This is a genomic window from Streptomyces sp. NPDC053542, assembly GCF_044544685.1.
Classification (GTDB): domain Bacteria; phylum Actinomycetota; class Actinomycetes; order Streptomycetales; family Streptomycetaceae; genus Streptomyces.
Genome location: NZ_JBITXL010000005.1, coordinates 171,582 through 188,073 on the forward strand (window position 1 = coordinate 171,582; position 16,492 = coordinate 188,073).

The following is a 16,492-nucleotide window of genomic DNA, read 5'->3' on the forward strand; positions in this document are numbered from 1 at the left end:
GCGCGCCCGGGAGCGCACGCCCGGCCCGGGGCGGTCACACCGGTACGTGCACCGCCTCCACCCGGCTCGCCACCGTCCGCTCGCGCTCCCGGCGCGCCGCCCGCTTGCGCAGCCGCAGGATCTGGCTGAGACCCAGCGCCTCCAGGGCGAAGACCGTCGCGAACGCGATGCGGTAGTTGTCGCCGGTGGCGTCCAGCAGCACGCCGACCGCCAGCAGGGTCGTCATCGAGGCGGTGAAGCCGCCCATGTTGACGATGCCGGAGGCGGTGCCCTGCCGCTCCGGCGGGTTGGCCGGGCGGGCGAAGTCGAAACCGATCATCGAGGCCGGACCGCACGCGCCGAGCACGACGCAGGTGAGGACCAGCAGCGCCATCGGCGCGTGCCCCGGCCAGCCGAGCATGGCCGCCCACAGCGTCGCCGTGGCGACGACGGTACCGAGCGCCAGCGGCATCCGGGCCGCGTGGTGGCGGGCGATGACCTGCCCGTAGACCAGCCCGGAGAACATGTTCGAGACCACGATGAGCGTGAGCAGCCCGCCGGCCGCGGTCTCGGTCAGCCCCTGCGCCTCGACGAGGAACGGCATCCCCCACAGCAGCAGGAAGAACATCGCGGGGAACTGCGTGGTGAAGTGCACCCACATGCCCAGCCGGGTGCCCGGCTCGCGCCAGCACTCGGAGATCTGCCGCCGTACGTAGCCGCCGCCGGCCGTCGGCGGGCCCGCGGGCGCCGGTTCGAAGCCCTCGGGGTGGTCCTTGAGGAAGAGCAGGACGAGAGCGATCACCGCGATGCCGCAGACGGCGCTGCCGGCGAAGGTCGGGGTCCAGCCGAGGGTGTCCAGCAGCCGCGCGAGGACGAGGGTGGAGACGAGGTTGCCGGACATGCCGATGAGCGCGGCGATCTGCGCGATCATCGGGCCGCGCCGGGCCGGGAACCAGCGCGTGCCCAGCCGCAGCACGCTGATGAACGTCATCGCGTCGCCGCAGCCCAGCAGCGCGCGGGAGATCAGCGCCATGCCGTACGAGCCGGACAGCGCGAAGCCGAGCTGGCCGACGGTGTAGAGCGTCGCGCCGAGGATCAGGACCTTCTTCGGGCCCATCTTGTCGACCATCAGGCCGACGGGTATCTGCATGCCCGCGTAGACCAGCAGCTGCAGGATGGAGAAGGTCGACAGCGCCGAGGCGTTGATGTGGAAACGTTCGGCCGCGTCCAGTCCCGCGACGCCGAGGCTGGTGCGGTAGATGATCGCGACGAAGTAGACGGCGACGCCGATGCCCCAGACCCACATGGCCCGCCGGCCGCCGGGCGGGTCACCGGGCAGCGACATCGGGACGCTCCGGGCGGTACTCATCGCACGTCCCCCTGGGCGAGGTTCCGCACCCAGCTGACGTGGCGGTGCACGGCGGCGGTGGCCGCCTCCGGGTCGCCGGCCCGCAGCGCTTCGAGGATCTCGGCGTGCTCGGCGATGTTCTTCGCGATCCGGTCCGGGTGCGCGTGCATCACCGCGACGCCCATCCGCAGCTGGCGGTCGCGCAGCTGCTCGTAGAGCCGGTCCAGGATCTGGTTGCCCGCGCTGCGCACGATGGCGGCGTGGAAGGCGCGGTCGGTGACCGAGACGGCGGCCAGGTCACCGGCGGTGGCCTGCTCCCGCATGGTCGCCAGCAGCGACTCCAGCTCCTCGATCAGCGCGGCCTGCGCGGGCACGGCCTTGCGCGCCGCGTGCTCCTCGACCAGCAGCCGGGTCTCCACGACGTCCGCGATCTCCTGCGCGGAGACCGGCAGGACCAGCGCGCCCTTCTTCGGGTAGAGCTTGATCAGCCCTTCGACCTCCAGCCGCAGCAGCGCCTCGCGTACGGGCGTCCGCGACACCCCGACGGCCTCCGCGAGCTCCCCCTCGGTGAGCAGCATGCCGCCTTCGTAGCGGCGTTCGAGGACGGCGTGCTTGATGTGCGCGTACACCCGCTCGGCGGCAGGCGGCTGCTTCGCGGGTGCGGGAGAGTCCGATGCGGGGGCTGAGGCTGATGGCATGCGCACAGGATAGATACAACAGGTATGCGTCGGCGATTCCGTCCATCATCCGGACCCCGGCCCGGGCGAAGGAGACTGCCGACGCCAACTATCCCGACCCTGCCTACGCTCCATGAGCAGTGCGCCACGAGGTCGTGTCCCTCCCGTGACGCTCGGTGAACGAGATGGGGTGCATTCGCATGTCCGTCAAGAACCTCGCCGTCGACCGGACGGCACTCGCCCACAAAGTCCGCTACGCCCTCGGCCACCCGGGCCGCATACCCCCGTACGTCAGGCGAGCCGCCCGCGACCGCTGGCTGGCGCTGCACCATCCCGACCACGTGAGCTACTACCGGGCGGTGATGGCCTCCGACACGCGGCGCAGCCCCGAGGCGGCCGTCGGCAGCCAGACGCACGACCGCTGGCTCGCGCTCGGCCGGCTGCAATTCGACTACCTGCGGGAACACGGCCTCACCCGGCAGTCACGGATGCTCGACATCGGCTGCGGCAACCTCCGCGCCGGGTGGCGCTTCATCGAGTACCTCGAACCGGGCCACTACTACGGCATCGACATCTCGCCCGACATCCTGATCGCCGCGAAGCAGACGCTGACCGACCGGGGGCTGCAGGACCGGCTCCCGCACCTGACCCTCACGAAGAACCTCACGCTGGACTTCCTGCCCGCCGCCCACTTCGACGTCGTGCACGCGCACAGCGTCTTCTCGCACTCGCCGCTGGAGATCATCGACGAGTGCCTGGCCCACGTGGGACGGGTGCTGGCCCCCGGCGGCTTCTTCGACTTCACCTTCGACCGCACGACGGGTGCCGAGCACCAGGTGCTGCGCGAGGACTTCTACTACCGGACCGAGACCCTCGTCGGCCTCGCCGCTCGGCACGGGCTGGAGGCCCGCTTCATGGAGGACTGGGAGTCCCGCGGGCACGGCCAGTCCAAGCTCCGGGTCACCGCCGGCTGACGGCCTACAGGCGGCCCGCCTCCGTGAGACGGGCGACGACCTGGCGGAAGGCCGGGGCGCAGACGGCGAAGTCGTCCGCGTTGTGCCAGGCGAACTCGGCGATCTCGCGGCCCGGGACCGGGTCCACGGTGGCCGGGCCGCCCGTGAAGCAGGTCATGTGCAGGCGGCGGCCGGCGCGGCCGTGCGCCTCGTCGTGGACCGTGAACGCCTCGGTCAGCTCGTCCGCCGGGACCCGCACGCCGACCTCCTCGGCCAGCTCGCGGGAGAGCGCCTCCGCGGCCGTCTCACCGGGCTCGTACTTGCCGCCGGGCAGGTAGAAGGTGTCGTTGCCGCGGGTGCGGACGCTCAGCAGGCGGCCGTCCCTGATGTGCAGCCAGGCGACGGACCGCAGGGGCGGGAGGGCGTCCGGGGTGGGGGTGTCAGCAGTGATCTGTGCGTCGGTCACGACGACGACGGTAAGCAGGGTGGCGCGGCGAAACCAATTCCTTTTCGCCGCGCCACCCTGCCGGGCCGCTCACTCGCGTACTGGGGCCGGCTGACCCGATCGCGTACTACGACCAGCTGACCCGATCGCGCACTACGACCAGGTAATCAGCCGCTTCGGGCGCTCCAGGATCGCGGCGGTGTCCGCGAGGACCTTGGAGCCCAGCTCGCCGTCGACCAGGCGGTGGTCGAAGGAGAGGGCCAGGGTCGTCACCTGGCGCGGCTTGACCTTGCCCTTGTGGACCCAGGGCTGCTCCTTGACCGCGCCGAAGGCGAGGATCGCGGACTCACCGGGGTTCAGGATGGGCGTACCGGTGTCGACGCCGAAGACGCCGACGTTGGTGATGGTGACCGTGCCGCCCGCCATGTCCGCCGGGGAGGTCTTGCCCTCGCGGGCCGTGGCGACCAGTTCGCCGAGGGAGGCGGCGAGCTGGGGCAGGGTCTGCGCGCCGGCGTCCTTGATGTTGGGGACGATCAGGCCCCGGGGGGTCGCCGCCGCGATGCCCAGGTTCACGTAGTCCTTGCGAACGATCTCCTGGTTCTCCTCGTCCCAGGAGGCGTTGATCTCCGGGTGGCGCTTGATGGCGACCAGGAACGCCTTGGCGACGAGCAGGAGCGGGTTGACGCGGACGCCCGCCATGTCGGGGTCCTGCTTCAGCTCCTGTACGAGCTTCATCGTGCGGGTCACGTCGACGGTGATGAACTCCGTGACGTGCGGCGCGGTGAACGCCGAGTTCACCATCGCCTGGGCGGTGGCCTTGCGTACGCCCTTGACCGGGATACGGGTCTCCCGGGCAGCCGCGACGGCTTCGGGGGCCGGCGCGGGCTCGTGCGGGGCCGGCTCCACGTCGTACTCCGGCGCCGCCGCGGGAGCGGGCGCGGCCGCCGCGTGCACGTCCTCGCGGGTGATGATCCCGTCGGGGCCGCTGGGCACGACCGTGGCCAGGTCGATGCCGAGGTCCTTGGCGAGCTTGCGGACGGGCGGCTTGGCCAGCGGACGCTCGGCGCCCGCCGGAGCGGCGGGAGCCGCGGGCCCGGCTGCCGCTGTTTCACGTGAAACCGGCTCCGGCTCGGGCGCCGCGTACCCGTTCAACTCCGCCTGGACGGCCCCCTGCACACCATTCGCGGTGCCGGGCTGCGCCTTGCGCGCGCGCCGCTTCGTCGAGGACGGCGCGGCACCATAGCCGACGAGTACGGCCTTGCGGCCCTCCTCGCCGTCCTCGGCGGCCGGCTCGGCGGCCTGCGGAGCGGCCGGGGCCTCCGCGGGACCCGCGCCCGGGTCGGTGTCCACGGTGATGATGACCGTGCCGACGTCGACCGTGGTGCCCTCGCCGAACCGCAGCTGGTGCACCACCCCGTCGTAGGGGATGGGGAGTTCGACGGCCGCCTTGGCGGTCTCGACCTCACAGACGACCTGGCCGTCGGCGACGGTGTCGCCCTCGGCGACGTACCACTTGAGGATCTCCGCCTCGGTGAGCCCCTCGCCCACGTCGGGCATCTTGAACTCGCGGAAGCGCTGTGCGGTTGCAGTCATGGTCACGACTCTCCTCAAGCCCCTCAGTACGCCAGCGACCGGTCGACCGCGTCGAGCACCCGGTCGAGGTTCGGAAGGTACTCGTCCTCCAGCCGGGACGGCGGGTAGGGGGCGTGGTAGCCGCCCACCCGCAGCACCGGTGCCTCCAGGTGGTAGAAGCACCGCTCGGTGATGCGCGCGGCGATCTCCGCGCCGGAGCCGAGGAAGACCGGCGCCTCGTGCACGACGACCAGGCGGCGGGTCTTCTCGACCGAGGACTGGAGCGTGTCGAAGTCGATCGGGGAGAGGGAGCGCAGGTCGACGATCTCGACCGACTTGCCCTCCTCGGCGGCGACCTGGGCGACGTCCTGGCAGACCTTGACCATCGGGCCGTACGCGGCGAGCGTCAGGTCGCTGCCCTCGCGGGCGACCCGGGCCTTGTGCAGCGGGTGCGGGATGGCCTCGGTGTCCAGCGCGGACTTGTCGTGGTAGCGGCGCTTGGGCTCGAAGTAGATGACCGGGTCGTCACCGGCGATGGCCTGCTGGAGCATCCAGTAGGCGTCCGAGGAGTTCGACGGCGTGATCACCTTCAGGCCCGCGACGTGCGCGAAGAGCACCTCGGGCGACTCGGAGTGGTGCTCGACCGCGCCGATCGCGCCGCCGTAGGGGATGCGGATGACGACCGGCAGCTTGACCTTGCCGAGCGCACGGGCGTGCATCTTGGCGAGCTGGGTGACGATCTGGTCGTACGCCGGGAAGACGAAACCGTCGAACTGGATCTCCACGACCGGGCGGTAGCCGCGCAGGGCCATGCCGATCGCGGTGCCGACGATGCCGGACTCGGCGAGCGGGGTGTCGATCACCCGGTCCTCGCCGAAGTCCTTCTGCAGGCCGTCGGTGACGCGGAAGACGCCGCCGAGCTTGCCCACGTCCTCGCCCATCACGAGGACCTTGGGGTCGGCCTCCATGGCCGTGCGCAGCGATTCGTTGATCGCCTTGGCGATGGTGATCTTCTCGAAGACGGCCATGTCAGTTCTCCTCCGCGAACGCGGCCTGGTACGCGGCGAACTGGGCGCGCTCCTCGTCGACGAGCGCGTGCCCGTCGGCGTAGACGTGCTCGAACATCGCCATGTCGTCGGGGTTCGGCATGGTGCGGACCGCGTCACGGACCCGCTTGCCGAGCGCCTCGTCCTCCTTCTCGACGGACGCGAAGAACGCCTCGTCGGCCATCCCCTCGGCCTCGAGGTACCGGCGCAGCCGCAGGATCGGGTCCTTGGCCTCCCAGGCCAGCAGCTCGTCGTTGCCGCGGTAGCGCGTCGGGTCGTCGGAGGTGGTGTGCGCGCCCATGCGGTAGGTGTACGCCTCGACGAGCATCGGCCCCTGGCCGGTGCGGGCGCGGTCCAGCGCCGCCTTGGTGACGGCGAGCACGGCGAGCACGTCGTTGCCGTCGACCCGTACACCGGGGAAGCCGTAGCCGCGGGCGCGCTGGAAGAGCGGCACCCGGGTCTGCTTCTCGGTCGGCTCGGAGATCGCCCACTGGTTGTTCTGGCAGAAGAACACCACGGGGGCGTTGTAGACGGCGGCGAAGGTGAAGGACTCGGCGACGTCACCCTGGCTGGACGCGCCATCACCGAAATAGGCGATGACGGCGGAGTCGGCGCCGTCCTTCTGCACGCCCATCGCGTAGCCCGTCGCGTGCAGCGTCTGCGAGCCGATCACGATCGTGTACAGGTGGAAGTTGTTGCTGTTGGGGTCCCAGCCGCCGTGGTTCACGCCGCGGAACATGCCCAGCAGGTTCGTCGGGTCCACCCCGCGGCACCAGGCGACGCCGTGCTCGCGGTAGGTGGGGAAGACGTAGTCGTCATCGCGCAGCGCGCGTCCGGAACCGATCTGCGCGGCCTCCTGGCCCAGCAGCGAGGGCCACAGGCCCAGCTCGCCCTGGCGCTGCAGGGTGGTCGCCTCGGCGTCGAACTTCCGCGTGAGCACCATGTCGCGGTACAGGCCGCGCAGCTCGTCGGCGGAGAGGTCGATCGCGTACTCCGGGTGCTCGACCCGCTCCCCCTCCGGGGTGAGCAGCTGGACGAACTGGTCCGGGTCCTGCCCCGCTGAAGCCTTCGCCCGCGGCTTGGCCGGGGCTTTCTTCGCGGTCGTGCGCTTGCCGCTTCCGCGTGTGGCTTTTCGTGCGGCACTGCTGTCCACGGTCACGTGCTGCTCCTCCGTCTGTCCGGCCCCCGGGGTCCGCCGGTGGCCGTATTGCGGCTCACCCGGTATCCGATACGGCGCACGGGGTGTGTGCGAACGCGGTCAGGCCCGGGTGGAACAAAACTGCCCCGGACGTGGCCTGCCCATGCACGTTACCCATTTCCCGAGCCTAAGCGAAAACGGCCCTGACCTGCGATTTTGCTTGGATTTCCAAGTAAATCGCGGAGGGTGGGAACAACTCCTGGTCACAGCGTCGCAGGCCGCCGGGACAACGGCACGTTATATCGGCGGGCCGCAGCACGGGAAGGGCCGGTGTGTGAGACTGAAACTGTGCGCGAAGACGGAAAAATCACGGTATTCCTGCTCGACGACCACGAGGTCGTCCGGCGCGGCGTCCACGACATGCTCACGGTCGAGAGCGACATCGAGGTGGTCGGCGAGGCCGGTACGGCCGCGGATGCCCTGGTCAGGATCCCGGCGACGCATCCCGACGTCGCCGTGCTCGACGTCCGGCTGCCGGACGGCAGCGGTGTCGAGGTCTGCCGCGAGATCCGCTCGCAGAACGAGGACATCAAGTGCCTGATGCTCACGTCTTTCGCCGATGACGAGGCACTTTTTGACGCGATCATGGCCGGTGCGTCCGGTTACGTACTCAAGGCCATCCGCGGGAACGAACTGCTCTCGGCCGTCCGGGACGTCGCGGCCGGCAAGTCCCTGCTGGACCCCGTGGCCACCGCGCGGGTCCTCGAACGGCTGCGCGACGGCGGCGGCGCCAAGGGCGACGACCGGCTGGCCGGCCTCACTGAACAGGAACGCCGCATCCTCGACCTGATCGGCGAGGGCCTGACCAACCGCGCCATCGGCGAACGGCTGCATCTGGCCGAGAAAACCATCAAGAATTACGTCTCCAGCCTGCTCGCCAAACTCGGTATGGAACGCCGTTCCCAGGCCGCCGCATACGTCGCCAGAATGCAAGCGGAAGGCCGCTGATCACATTCATGCGTGGCCGGGCCTCCGACTTATCGGGGCTGACCTGCGACGTAACGAATTTTGGGACCAACGTCCCCGGTGAACCCGGGGCCGCCGCCCCTACAGCCGCGCCCGCGCCGCCCGGCAGGCTGGTTCCCATGCCCGACGAATTCCGCGCACTGGAACTGCTCAGCCGTACGCCCTACGGCCGGGTCTCGGCCAGCCAGCGGGCGCTGCCCTTCACCACGCTCGCCCGGCACGTCGTGACCGGGGGCCGGCTCCTGCTGCGCCTGCACCGTGGCTACGGCTACCACCGCGCCCTGGACGGCAGCGTGGTCTCGTACCAGGCGGACAACCTCGCCGGCGGCGAGGCGGACACCTGGACCGTCCAGTTCACCGGCACGGCCCGCGTCGAGCACCCGGAAACCGCCGACCGCGACGCCTTCGGGCGCGCCCCGGCCCTCGCCGACGGCGAGCCCTTCGAACCAGTGTTCCTGCACATCGAGCCGGTCTTCGCCAAGGTCCACACGCTGACCGAAGTACCGGTGTTCCGGTACGCCTCTTCAGGCTGACCGATAGCCGACCGGTGCGGCGGAGCGGCCCGGGCCAGGTGATCTAACATCTGACGGGTGCTGCGCTCATCTGCGGTCCGGACGGCAACGGCGCCCGACGGACACACCCTCGGCTCCCTGCTGCGCCGCTACGAAGGCGCCGGGGAGCCGCTGACGTGCGAGCCGGTCGCCGAGGGCCTGCTCAACCACGGCTACCGGCTGGTCACCACACGCGGCCGCTTCTTCCTCAAGCACCACCTCGACGCCGACCGTGCCGACTGCTCCGCCCTCGTACGGCAGCACCGCGCCACCCGCCTGCTGGGCGCCATGGGCCTCCCCGTCGCGCCGCCCGTACGCGCCTCCGACGGCCGTACCGTCGCCGTCATCGACGGCCGCTGCTACGCGCTGCACCCCTGGGTCGAGGGCCGGCACCTGGACGGCGCGGCCCTCACCCCCGCCCAGTGCCGCCGCCTCGGCGCGCTGCTGGGCCGCGTCCACGTGTCCCTCGCCCAGGTGATGCCCGACGAGCCGCCGCGGCCCGGTCAGGAGAGCGCCGACCCCGCCGCGACCTTCGTGGGCATCGACGAGCTGCTGGCGCTGGCGCGGGACGCCCGCCCGCACGACAGCTTCGACGCGCTGGCCGAGCACCGGCTCCTGGAGCGGCGCGCCCTGCTGGCCGCGCACGCCCACCACCGGCCGGCCCGCGCGGCGCCGGCGGGCTGGGTGCACGGCGACTTCCACCCGCTGAACCTGCTCTACCGGGGCACCGAGCCGGCCGCGATCGTCGACTGGGACCGGCTGGCGGTCAAGCCGCGCGCCGAGGAGGCCGTACGGGCCGCCGCGATCTTCTTCGTACGGCCCTCGGGCAGCCTGGACCTGGCCAAGGTGGCGGCGTACGCGCGCGCCTACCGGAGCGCCTCGGGCGTCGGCCCGGAGGAGCTGGCGGCCGCCGTGCACCGCGTCTGGTGGGAACGCCTGAACGACTTCTGGATGCTGGACTGGCGGTACCGGCTGGGCGACCGGCGCGCCGACAGCCTCTTCCCCGCCTCGGCCGCGCTCGCGGTGTGGTGGACGGACGAATACGCGGCGGTACGCGGGGCCTTCACGGGCTGAGGGCCGCCGGGGACGGTGTCCCCGACGGCCCTCGGAAGCCGTGCGGCCCCCAGAGGCCCTGTACGGCCCTCAGTTGCCCTGTGCGGCGCTCACTGATCGCCGCTGTCACCGTCCGCCGGCGGGATGATCGTGGGCTCGTCGGTCGGCGCGTCGGTGGGCTCCGTCGGCTCCCCGGTGGGCTCGCCGGTCGGCTCCCCGGTGGGCTCCGTCGGCTCGCCGGTCGGCTCGTCCGTCGGCGACTGGGTCTCCGTCGGCGTCGGCTCCCCGGTCTCCGTCGGCGTCTGGGTGTAGTCACCGGTGTTGCCGCCCGTGCCCGCGGGCAGCGTCGCCTGCGTCGTCGGCTCCTCCGTCGGCGGCTCGGTGGTCTTCTCGTCCTTGCTCTTCGTCGCCGTCGGCGTGGGCTTCGGCTTCTTCGGCTGCTCGTCGCCACCGGTGTTCTGCAGGGCGATGGCGACGCCGGCCACGATGGCGATCAGCGCGAGCGCCGCGATCAGCCAGATCTTGCCGCGGCCGCCCTTCGAGCCGCCCGGACCGCCCTCGTACCCGCCGTCGTCGTCCCGCCCGGCCGGCAGGATCGGCTGCGCGGCCGTCGAGCCCTGCCCCGGGTGCGGCATCGCCGTCGTGGCCGCGACACCCGTCGCGGGCGTCGAACGGCCCTCGTGCACGGCGACCGGGCCGGTGCTCCACGTACCGGTGTGGCCGCCCTGCTCGTGCAGCATCTGCAGCGCGTACTGGACCAGCCCGCGCATCTCCTCCGCGCTCTGGAACCGGTCGTCCGGGTCCTTCGCCAGCGAGCGCATGACCAGCCCGTCCAGCTCCGGCGGCACCGTCTCCAGCACCTCGGACGGGGGCACCGGCATGTCCTGCACGTGCTGGTAGACCACCGAGAGCGGGGTCTCGCCGACGAACGGCGGGCGCAGCGCGAGCAGTTCGTACAGCAGGCAGCCGGTCGCGTACAGGTCGGAGCGGGTGTCGACGGTCTTGCCGAGCGCCTGCTCGGGCGAGAGGTACTGCGGCGTGCCCATGACCATGCCGGTCTGGGTCATGGTGTTCGACGCGCCGTGCAGGGCACGCGCGATGCCGAAGTCCATGACCTTGACCGCGCCGCTGTTCGTGATGATCACGTTCGCGGGCTTGATGTCGCGGTGCACGATGCCGTGCTGGTGGCTGTAGGCCAGCGCCTCCAGGACCCCGGAGACGATGATCAGCGCCTGGTCCGGCGGCGGTGCGTCGGCGTTGAGCAGCAGGTCACGGATGGTGTGACCCTCGACCAGCTCCATCACGATGTACGGGATGGTGTTGCCGCCGACCACGTCCTCACCCGAGTCGTAGACGGCGACGACGGCGTGGTGGTTCAGCCCGGCGACCGACTGCGCCTCGCGGGTGAAGCGGGCCTTGGACACCGGGTCCTCGGCGAGGTCGGAGCGGAGCAGCTTCACCGCGACCGTACGGCCCAGCCGTACGTCCTCGGCGGCGAACACCTCCGCCATGCCGCCCCGGCCCAGACGGCGCGTCAGGCGATAGCGCCCGTCACCGACCAGACCACCGTTGCCCCACATCTCCGGTGCGTCGGGGATATTGGAGCCGGTGGCTTCAGGATCGGACGGGCCCTGGGGGCTCTGCGTCTGTGCCATCGGTCCTCGCCGTCGAATCGATCCGCGTACCCGCGGTTTTACGTCTCGGTCTTCGCAAGAGCACGCTACAGGCTCCGCGGCGCGCACCGGTTTTGGAAGGGGACCGGCCATCAAACCGTTCACCGGCCACATGTCGCAAGTTCACTACGAGTGACCGTTTTGCCCGGCGGCTGCTCACAGAGTCGTGACAGGTTTCTGACACGCTCGCGACAACCCGCCGCCGCGTGGCTGGCAGGCTCCTGACAGATGACGTGGCGGTGCAGGGTTGCTGCCCATCTGGTCACGGAACGGGCACGCGGCTTGACTGGCCTGGTGCCTGAGGCACACTTGGCTGCGGAATTCCAGAACCTGGCCGACCGGTCGCATACCGTGCCCGGCCAGCAACAGAACAGCCCGAACAGTGCCGCGTACGGGATCGTGCCGGTATGGGGCGACGGGCAGCGCGCCGAGGGGGAAACGGAAAAACATGAGCCAGGACGGCGCACAGGCCCACGGCGCGGGCCGTTCGGTGGGACGGGGACGCTACCAGCTCCGTGACCTTCTCGGTACCGGCGGCATGGCCGCCGTCCACCTCGCGTACGACAGCGTGCTGGACCGCGAGGTCGCGATCAAGACGCTGCACACCGAGCTCGGCCGCGAGCAGGCGTTCCGCGAGCGCTTCCGCCGCGAGGCCCAGGCCGTCGCGAAGCTCTCGCACACCAACATCGTCTCGGTGTTCGACTCCGGCGAGGACGAGCTCGACGGCGGCACGACGCCGTACATCGTCATGGAGTACGTCTCCGGGCAGCCGCTGCGCGAGGCCCTGGACGCCGATGTCGCGCAGTACGGCGCCATGCCCACCGAAAAGGCGCTGAAGATCACAGCGGATGTGCTGGCGGCCCTGGAGACCAGCCACGAAATGGGCCTGGTCCACCGGGACATCAAGCCCGGCAACGTCATGGTGACCAAGCGCGGCGTCGTGAAGGTCATGGACTTCGGCATCGCCCGCGCCATGCAGTCCGGCGTGACCTCCATGACGCAGACCGGCATGGTCGTCGGCACCCCGCAGTACCTCTCGCCCGAACAGGCCCTGGGCCGCGGCGTGGACGCCCGCTCCGACCTGTACTCCGTCGGCATCATGCTCTTCGAGCTGCTGACCGGGCAGCTGCCCTTCGACGCGGACTCGCCGCTGGCCATCGCGTACGCGCACGTGCAGGAGGAGCCGCCGGTGCCCTCCAGCATCAACCGCTCGGTGCCGCCGGCGGTGGACGCGCTGGTGGCCCGCGCGCTGAAGAAGAACCCCAACGAGCGCTTCCCCACCGCCCAGGCGATGCAGGACGAGTGCCTGCGCATCGCCCAGTCCGGGCAGTCCGGCTCCTCGCCGGTGATCATCGGCGGCCAGGGCCCGCGCTCCAGCGGCTCCTCGGTGGCCTCCGCGGTCTTCCCGTCGGCGACCGGCAGCCTGGGCATGGGCGCGCAGAACGTGCAGAGCCCGTACACGCCGCCGCCGGCCAACGGCCAGTACAGCGGCTACGGCCCGTCCACCCCGCCGCCGCCGAGCCACGGTTACCAGACCCCGGCACCCGGTCCGTACAACGGCGGCATGCGGACCCCGCCGCCCACGCCGTCGCCGTACACCGCCTCGATGCAGAGCCGTTCCAGCGGCAAGGGCAACAAGCCGGTGATCATCGGCTCCGCCGCGGTCGCGCTGATCGCCGTCGTCGCGGTCGTCCTGGTCATCGCCCTCAGCGGCGGCGACCCGGATCAGCCGGGCCCGCAGGCGGGCGGCACCGGCTCGCCCCAGCCCTCCGCCTCCGCCACCGAGGACCCCGCCGACAAGGTCCAGCCGGAGCAGAAGGACCGGACGATCGACCCCAAGGACTGCACCGAGGCCGTCAAGAGCTTCGAGGACAAGTCGAAGGTCATGATGCCGAACTTCTACAGCAAGAACCTCGCTTCGGTGAAGACCTGCATGCAGAAGGCCGGCTGGCAGTGGGACATCACGTACGAGAACAGTGAGCCCGTGTGGGGCAAGAACGCGGTGATCCGCCAGACGCCCGCCGAGAACGAGAACTACGACCCGAAGGGCGACCAGAAGATCCAGCTGGTCGTGGCCACGGGCAAGTCCGGCTGAGCCGGGCTCCGGAAACACCTGCACCGAGGGGCCCTTCGCGCGATCTGCGCGCAGGGCCCCTCGGTGCAGGTTTCCGGCGTCCCGTCCGCCGTCCGGCGGCGGTGACCGTCAGAGGTACGGACCGGAGCGGGCGCCGCCGCGGCCGGGGTGCTCATCGTCGCCGTCGGCCGGGACGGCGCCGGGAGGGAGCGCGCGGCGCATCTGCTCCAACTGGGCGCGTGCGGCCATCTGCTGGGCGAACAGGGCGGTCTGGATGCCGTGGAACAGGCCCTCCAGCCAGCCGACCAACTGTGCCTGCGCGATGCGCAGTTCGGCTTCGGTGGGCACGGAGTCCTCGGTGAACGGCAGGGACAGCCGCTCCAGCTCCTCCACCAGCTCGGGGGCCAGCCCGTCCTCCAGCTCCTTGACGGAGCCGGCGTGGATCTCCTTCAGACGGACCCGGCTCGCCTCGTCCAGCGGGGCGGCCTTCACCTCTTCCAGCAGCTGCTTGATCATGCTGCCGATCCGCATGACCTTCGCCGGCTGTTCGACCATCTCCGTCACCGGAACCTCGCGTGGCTCATCGTCGCCGTCTCCACCACTGGAGCCTGCGCTGCCGAGAGCCATACCGTCCGGGCCGACAACCAGGACGTGCGGGCTCTCCTGCGACCGTTCGTTCATCGGCATATCCATGCCGCCATTCTCTCGTACATGCAGTAGGAACAGTTGTGCCCCGAGGAACTATTGATCCACCCTCGCAATGCATCCCGTCACAGCACTTCACCGCAGATCGCGGCTTTTAGCCGGATATGCAGGTCTTTCCTGAGATGCCGTGTTTGTGGGCTCATGTGACTCTGGTTACGTCACTCGACGGCTCGGCACGGGAGGACACGGCGTGGTTCCAGGACTCCGCTCGCTCATCGTCGCCGGCCTGCTGACGGCCACCACGCTGCTTCCCACCACCGCCGTACCCGCGGCCGCCGTCGCGCATTCCCCCGTACGGACGCACACCCGGGCGGCGGACCCGCCACAGCCGCAGGCCGGCGACGGGCTGCCCCCCGACGGTCTGCTCTCCGGACGCGGGTCCGGCCGGCCGCAGCCGTCCGTGCAGGACCAGCCGGGCACCGGCGCCACCGGCCGCCGCCCCCAGGACCCCGGTACCTCGATGTCCGCCGGTGCCTCGGAGGGCCCGGCGGAACCGGACGACAGCGCCTCGCCGTCCTCGACCGCCTCCGGTCCGAGCCCGTCCGCAGACGCGAGCGACTCCGCCACGGCGTCACCCGGACGGCCCACCCCCAGCCACTCGGCCTCGGCCTCGGGCTCCGGCTCCAGTTCCGGCGGGGCGACCAGCCGGCCGGCGACGCCGCCCCGTACCGGCGCCGCCACGCCGTCCCGTACCGGCCGGACGAGCGGGCCGGAGACGCCGCACGCCTCCGGTACCTCGGAGAGCGCCGCCACGGCGCTGGAGGACCCCGGAGCGACCGGCCGGCCGACCGCCGGCGAGCACTCGGACCGGCCGTACGCGCCCCTCTCGCCGCACGGCCGGACGCACGCATGGCAGACGCTGCGGCCGCCGCACCGGCCCGCGGCCGCCGGACCCTCCTCGACGAGCCGCGAGACCACGAGTGCCGTCCGGTCGCCCTACGCCCCCACCGAACACGCCGCCCGGGTCGCCCGCGTCCTCCCCTTCGGCGCCGGGCTGGCGCTCACGGGGCTGGGGCTGGCGTTCATCGGGCTGCGGCTGCGGCGGCGGTGAGGGCAGCGGCGGGCCGCCTCCCTGGGAAACAGCCCGGCTGCCGGCTCAGCCGACCGTCAGGACGACCTTGCCGATGTGGCTGCTCTCCTCCAGGATGCGGTGCGCCTCGGCGGCGTCCGCCATCGGCAGCGTGCGGTCGACGATCGGCCGTACCTGGCCGTTCTCGATCAGCGGCCAGACGTGCTCCCGTACGGCAGCGACGATCGCGGCCTTCTCCTCGAGCGGCCGGCCGCGCAGCGACGTCCCGGCGACCGCGGCCCGCTTGACCAGCAGCGCGCCCAGGTCCAGCTCGGCCTTCCGGCCGCCCTGCAGACCGATGATGGCCAGCCGCCCGTTGGTGGCCAGCGCCCTGACGTTGGCGTCCAGGTACTTCGCGCCGATGATGTCGAGGATCACGTCCGCGCCCCGGCCGTCGGTGGCCTTGCGGATCTCCTCGACGAAGTCCTGCTCGCGGTAGTTGATGAGCACGTCGGCGCCCAGTTCGCGGCAGCTCTCCAGCTTCTCGGCGCTGCCCGCGGTCACGGCCACCTTCGCGCCGACGGCCTTGGCCAGCTGGATCGCCATGGTGCCGATGCCGCTGGACCCGCCGTGCACGAGCAGGGTCTCGCCGGGCCGCAGGTGCGCCAGCATGAAGACGTTCGACCAGACGGTGCAGGTCACCTCGGGCAGCGCGGCGGCCTGCGTGACGTCGAGGCCCTTCGGCAGCGGCAGCAGCTGGCCGGCCGGCACGGCCACCTGCTCGGCGTAACCGCCGCCCGCCAGCAGTGCGCAGACCTCGTCGCCGACCGCCCAGCCGCTCACGCCCGGGCCCACCTCGGTGATCGTGCCGGCGCACTCCAGGCCGGGGTAGGGGGAGGCGCCGGGCGGCGGGTCGTAGAAGCCCTGGCGCTGCATCACATCGGCGCGGTTGGCGGCACTGGCCGCGACGCGTACCAGCACCTCGCCTTCGGACAGTTGCGGCGCGGGCACCTCGGCCCACACCAGGGCCTCGGGTCCGCCGGGTTCGGGAATGGTGATCGCACGCATGGCCGCGAGGCTACTCGCCTCGGTACCGGACGTACGAGCACCACCCGACCTAGCTGTGCGGGCAGATGCTGGCCCGAGGCCGTGCTTGTCCGCGGGCTCGGCGCAGCGCTGGCCCCAGCTCTCCGCGTTTCACGTGAAACAGCCCCGCGTGTGCGCTGTTCCACGTGAAACAGCC

15 protein-coding genes are annotated in these 16,492 nt (G+C 71.4%); 6 read left to right on the plus strand and 9 right to left on the minus strand.

What is annotated here, in order from left to right:
* Nucleotides 1-34 precede the first annotated feature (34 nt).
* Complete coding sequence (locus ACIGXO_RS15700) at nt 35-1,348, minus strand: nitrate/nitrite transporter (protein ID WP_399786033.1); 1,314 nt, start codon at nt 1,346-1,348, stop codon at nt 35-37.
* Nucleotides 1,345-2,025, minus strand: a complete 681-nt coding sequence (locus ACIGXO_RS15705) for a GntR family transcriptional regulator (protein ID WP_399786036.1) — start codon at nt 2,023-2,025, stop codon at nt 1,345-1,347. The genes ACIGXO_RS15700 and ACIGXO_RS15705 overlap by 4 nt, the downstream gene beginning before the upstream one ends.
* 179 nt (nt 2,026-2,204) lie before the next feature.
* On the opposite strand from ACIGXO_RS15705, the gene ACIGXO_RS15710 reads away from it, so the two are divergent.
* Nucleotides 2,205-2,978: a class I SAM-dependent methyltransferase gene (locus tag ACIGXO_RS15710; RefSeq protein WP_399786039.1), complete on the plus strand. Its 774-nt coding sequence runs from the start codon at nt 2,205-2,207 to the stop codon at nt 2,976-2,978.
* A gap of 4 nt (nt 2,979-2,982) precedes the next feature.
* On the opposite strand, the gene ACIGXO_RS15715 is transcribed toward ACIGXO_RS15710, so the two are convergent.
* The 4 genes from ACIGXO_RS15715 to pdhA all read right to left on the minus strand — a co-directional run bounded on the left by ACIGXO_RS15715 (nt 2,983) and on the right by pdhA (nt 7,179).
* Nucleotides 2,983-3,423: an NUDIX domain-containing protein gene (locus tag ACIGXO_RS15715; RefSeq protein ID WP_399786042.1), complete on the minus strand. Its 441-nt coding sequence runs from the start codon at nt 3,421-3,423 to the stop codon at nt 2,983-2,985.
* A 132-nt stretch (nt 3,424-3,555) separates the two neighbouring features.
* Nucleotides 3,556-4,995: a dihydrolipoamide acetyltransferase family protein gene (locus ACIGXO_RS15720; RefSeq protein WP_399786044.1), complete on the minus strand. Its 1,440-nt coding sequence runs from the start codon at nt 4,993-4,995 to the stop codon at nt 3,556-3,558.
* Between the two features lie 23 nt (nt 4,996-5,018).
* On the minus strand, nt 5,019-6,002 hold the full coding sequence (locus ACIGXO_RS15725) for an alpha-ketoacid dehydrogenase subunit beta (protein WP_399786047.1): 984 nt from the start codon (nt 6,000-6,002) through the stop codon (nt 5,019-5,021).
* A gap of 1 nt (nt 6,003) precedes the next feature.
* Complete coding sequence (gene pdhA / locus ACIGXO_RS15730) at nt 6,004-7,179, minus strand: pyruvate dehydrogenase (acetyl-transferring) E1 component subunit alpha (RefSeq protein ID WP_399786050.1); 1,176 nt, start codon at nt 7,177-7,179, stop codon at nt 6,004-6,006.
* Between the two features lie 327 nt (nt 7,180-7,506).
* On the opposite strand from pdhA, the gene ACIGXO_RS15735 reads away from it, so the two are divergent.
* From ACIGXO_RS15735 to ACIGXO_RS15745, 3 genes are all read left to right on the plus strand, one after another.
* Nucleotides 7,507-8,166: a response regulator gene (locus ACIGXO_RS15735; protein ID WP_399786052.1), complete on the plus strand. Its 660-nt coding sequence runs from the start codon at nt 7,507-7,509 to the stop codon at nt 8,164-8,166.
* 137 nt (nt 8,167-8,303) lie between these two features.
* Nucleotides 8,304-8,717: a pyridoxamine 5'-phosphate oxidase family protein gene (locus ACIGXO_RS15740; protein WP_399786055.1), complete on the plus strand. Its 414-nt coding sequence runs from the start codon at nt 8,304-8,306 to the stop codon at nt 8,715-8,717.
* Nucleotides 8,718-8,774: 57 nt separating this feature from the next.
* Complete coding sequence (locus ACIGXO_RS15745; RefSeq protein WP_399786058.1) at nt 8,775-9,809, plus strand: phosphotransferase; 1,035 nt, start codon at nt 8,775-8,777, stop codon at nt 9,807-9,809.
* Nucleotides 9,810-9,898: 89 nt separating this feature from the next.
* Here ACIGXO_RS15745 and ACIGXO_RS15750 read toward each other — a convergent pair whose 3' ends face one another.
* Nucleotides 9,899-11,443 (minus strand): protein kinase, encoded by a 1,545-nt coding sequence (locus ACIGXO_RS15750; protein ID WP_399786061.1) that lies wholly within the window; start codon nt 11,441-11,443, stop codon nt 9,899-9,901.
* A gap of 466 nt (nt 11,444-11,909) precedes the next feature.
* Here ACIGXO_RS15750 and ACIGXO_RS15755 point away from each other — a divergent pair, with 466 nt between their 5' ends.
* The gene (locus tag ACIGXO_RS15755) at nt 11,910-13,556 is read left to right on the plus strand and encodes a protein kinase (RefSeq protein ID WP_399786065.1); all 1,647 of its coding nucleotides are present in this window, start codon (nt 11,910-11,912) and stop codon (nt 13,554-13,556) included.
* Nucleotides 13,557-13,664: 108 nt separating this feature from the next.
* Here ACIGXO_RS15755 and ACIGXO_RS15760 read toward each other — a convergent pair whose 3' ends face one another.
* Entirely contained in the window at nt 13,665-14,228 is a 564-nt protein-coding gene (locus ACIGXO_RS15760; RefSeq protein WP_399786068.1) for a bacterial proteasome activator family protein, read from the minus strand.
* 202 nt (nt 14,229-14,430) lie between these two features.
* On the opposite strand from ACIGXO_RS15760, the gene ACIGXO_RS15765 reads away from it, so the two are divergent.
* A complete protein-coding gene (locus ACIGXO_RS15765) occupies nt 14,431-15,291 on the plus strand; it encodes a hypothetical protein (RefSeq protein WP_399786071.1) in 861 nt (286 codons plus the stop codon).
* 45 nt (nt 15,292-15,336) lie between these two features.
* Here the strand turns inward: ACIGXO_RS15765 and ACIGXO_RS15770 are convergent, their stop codons facing one another.
* Nucleotides 15,337-16,317 carry an NAD(P)H-quinone oxidoreductase gene (locus tag ACIGXO_RS15770; protein ID WP_399786074.1) on the minus strand — a complete coding sequence of 327 codons (981 nt, stop codon included), beginning with the start codon at nt 16,315-16,317 and terminating at the stop codon, nt 15,337-15,339.
* Nucleotides 16,318-16,492: the final 175 nt, after the last annotated feature.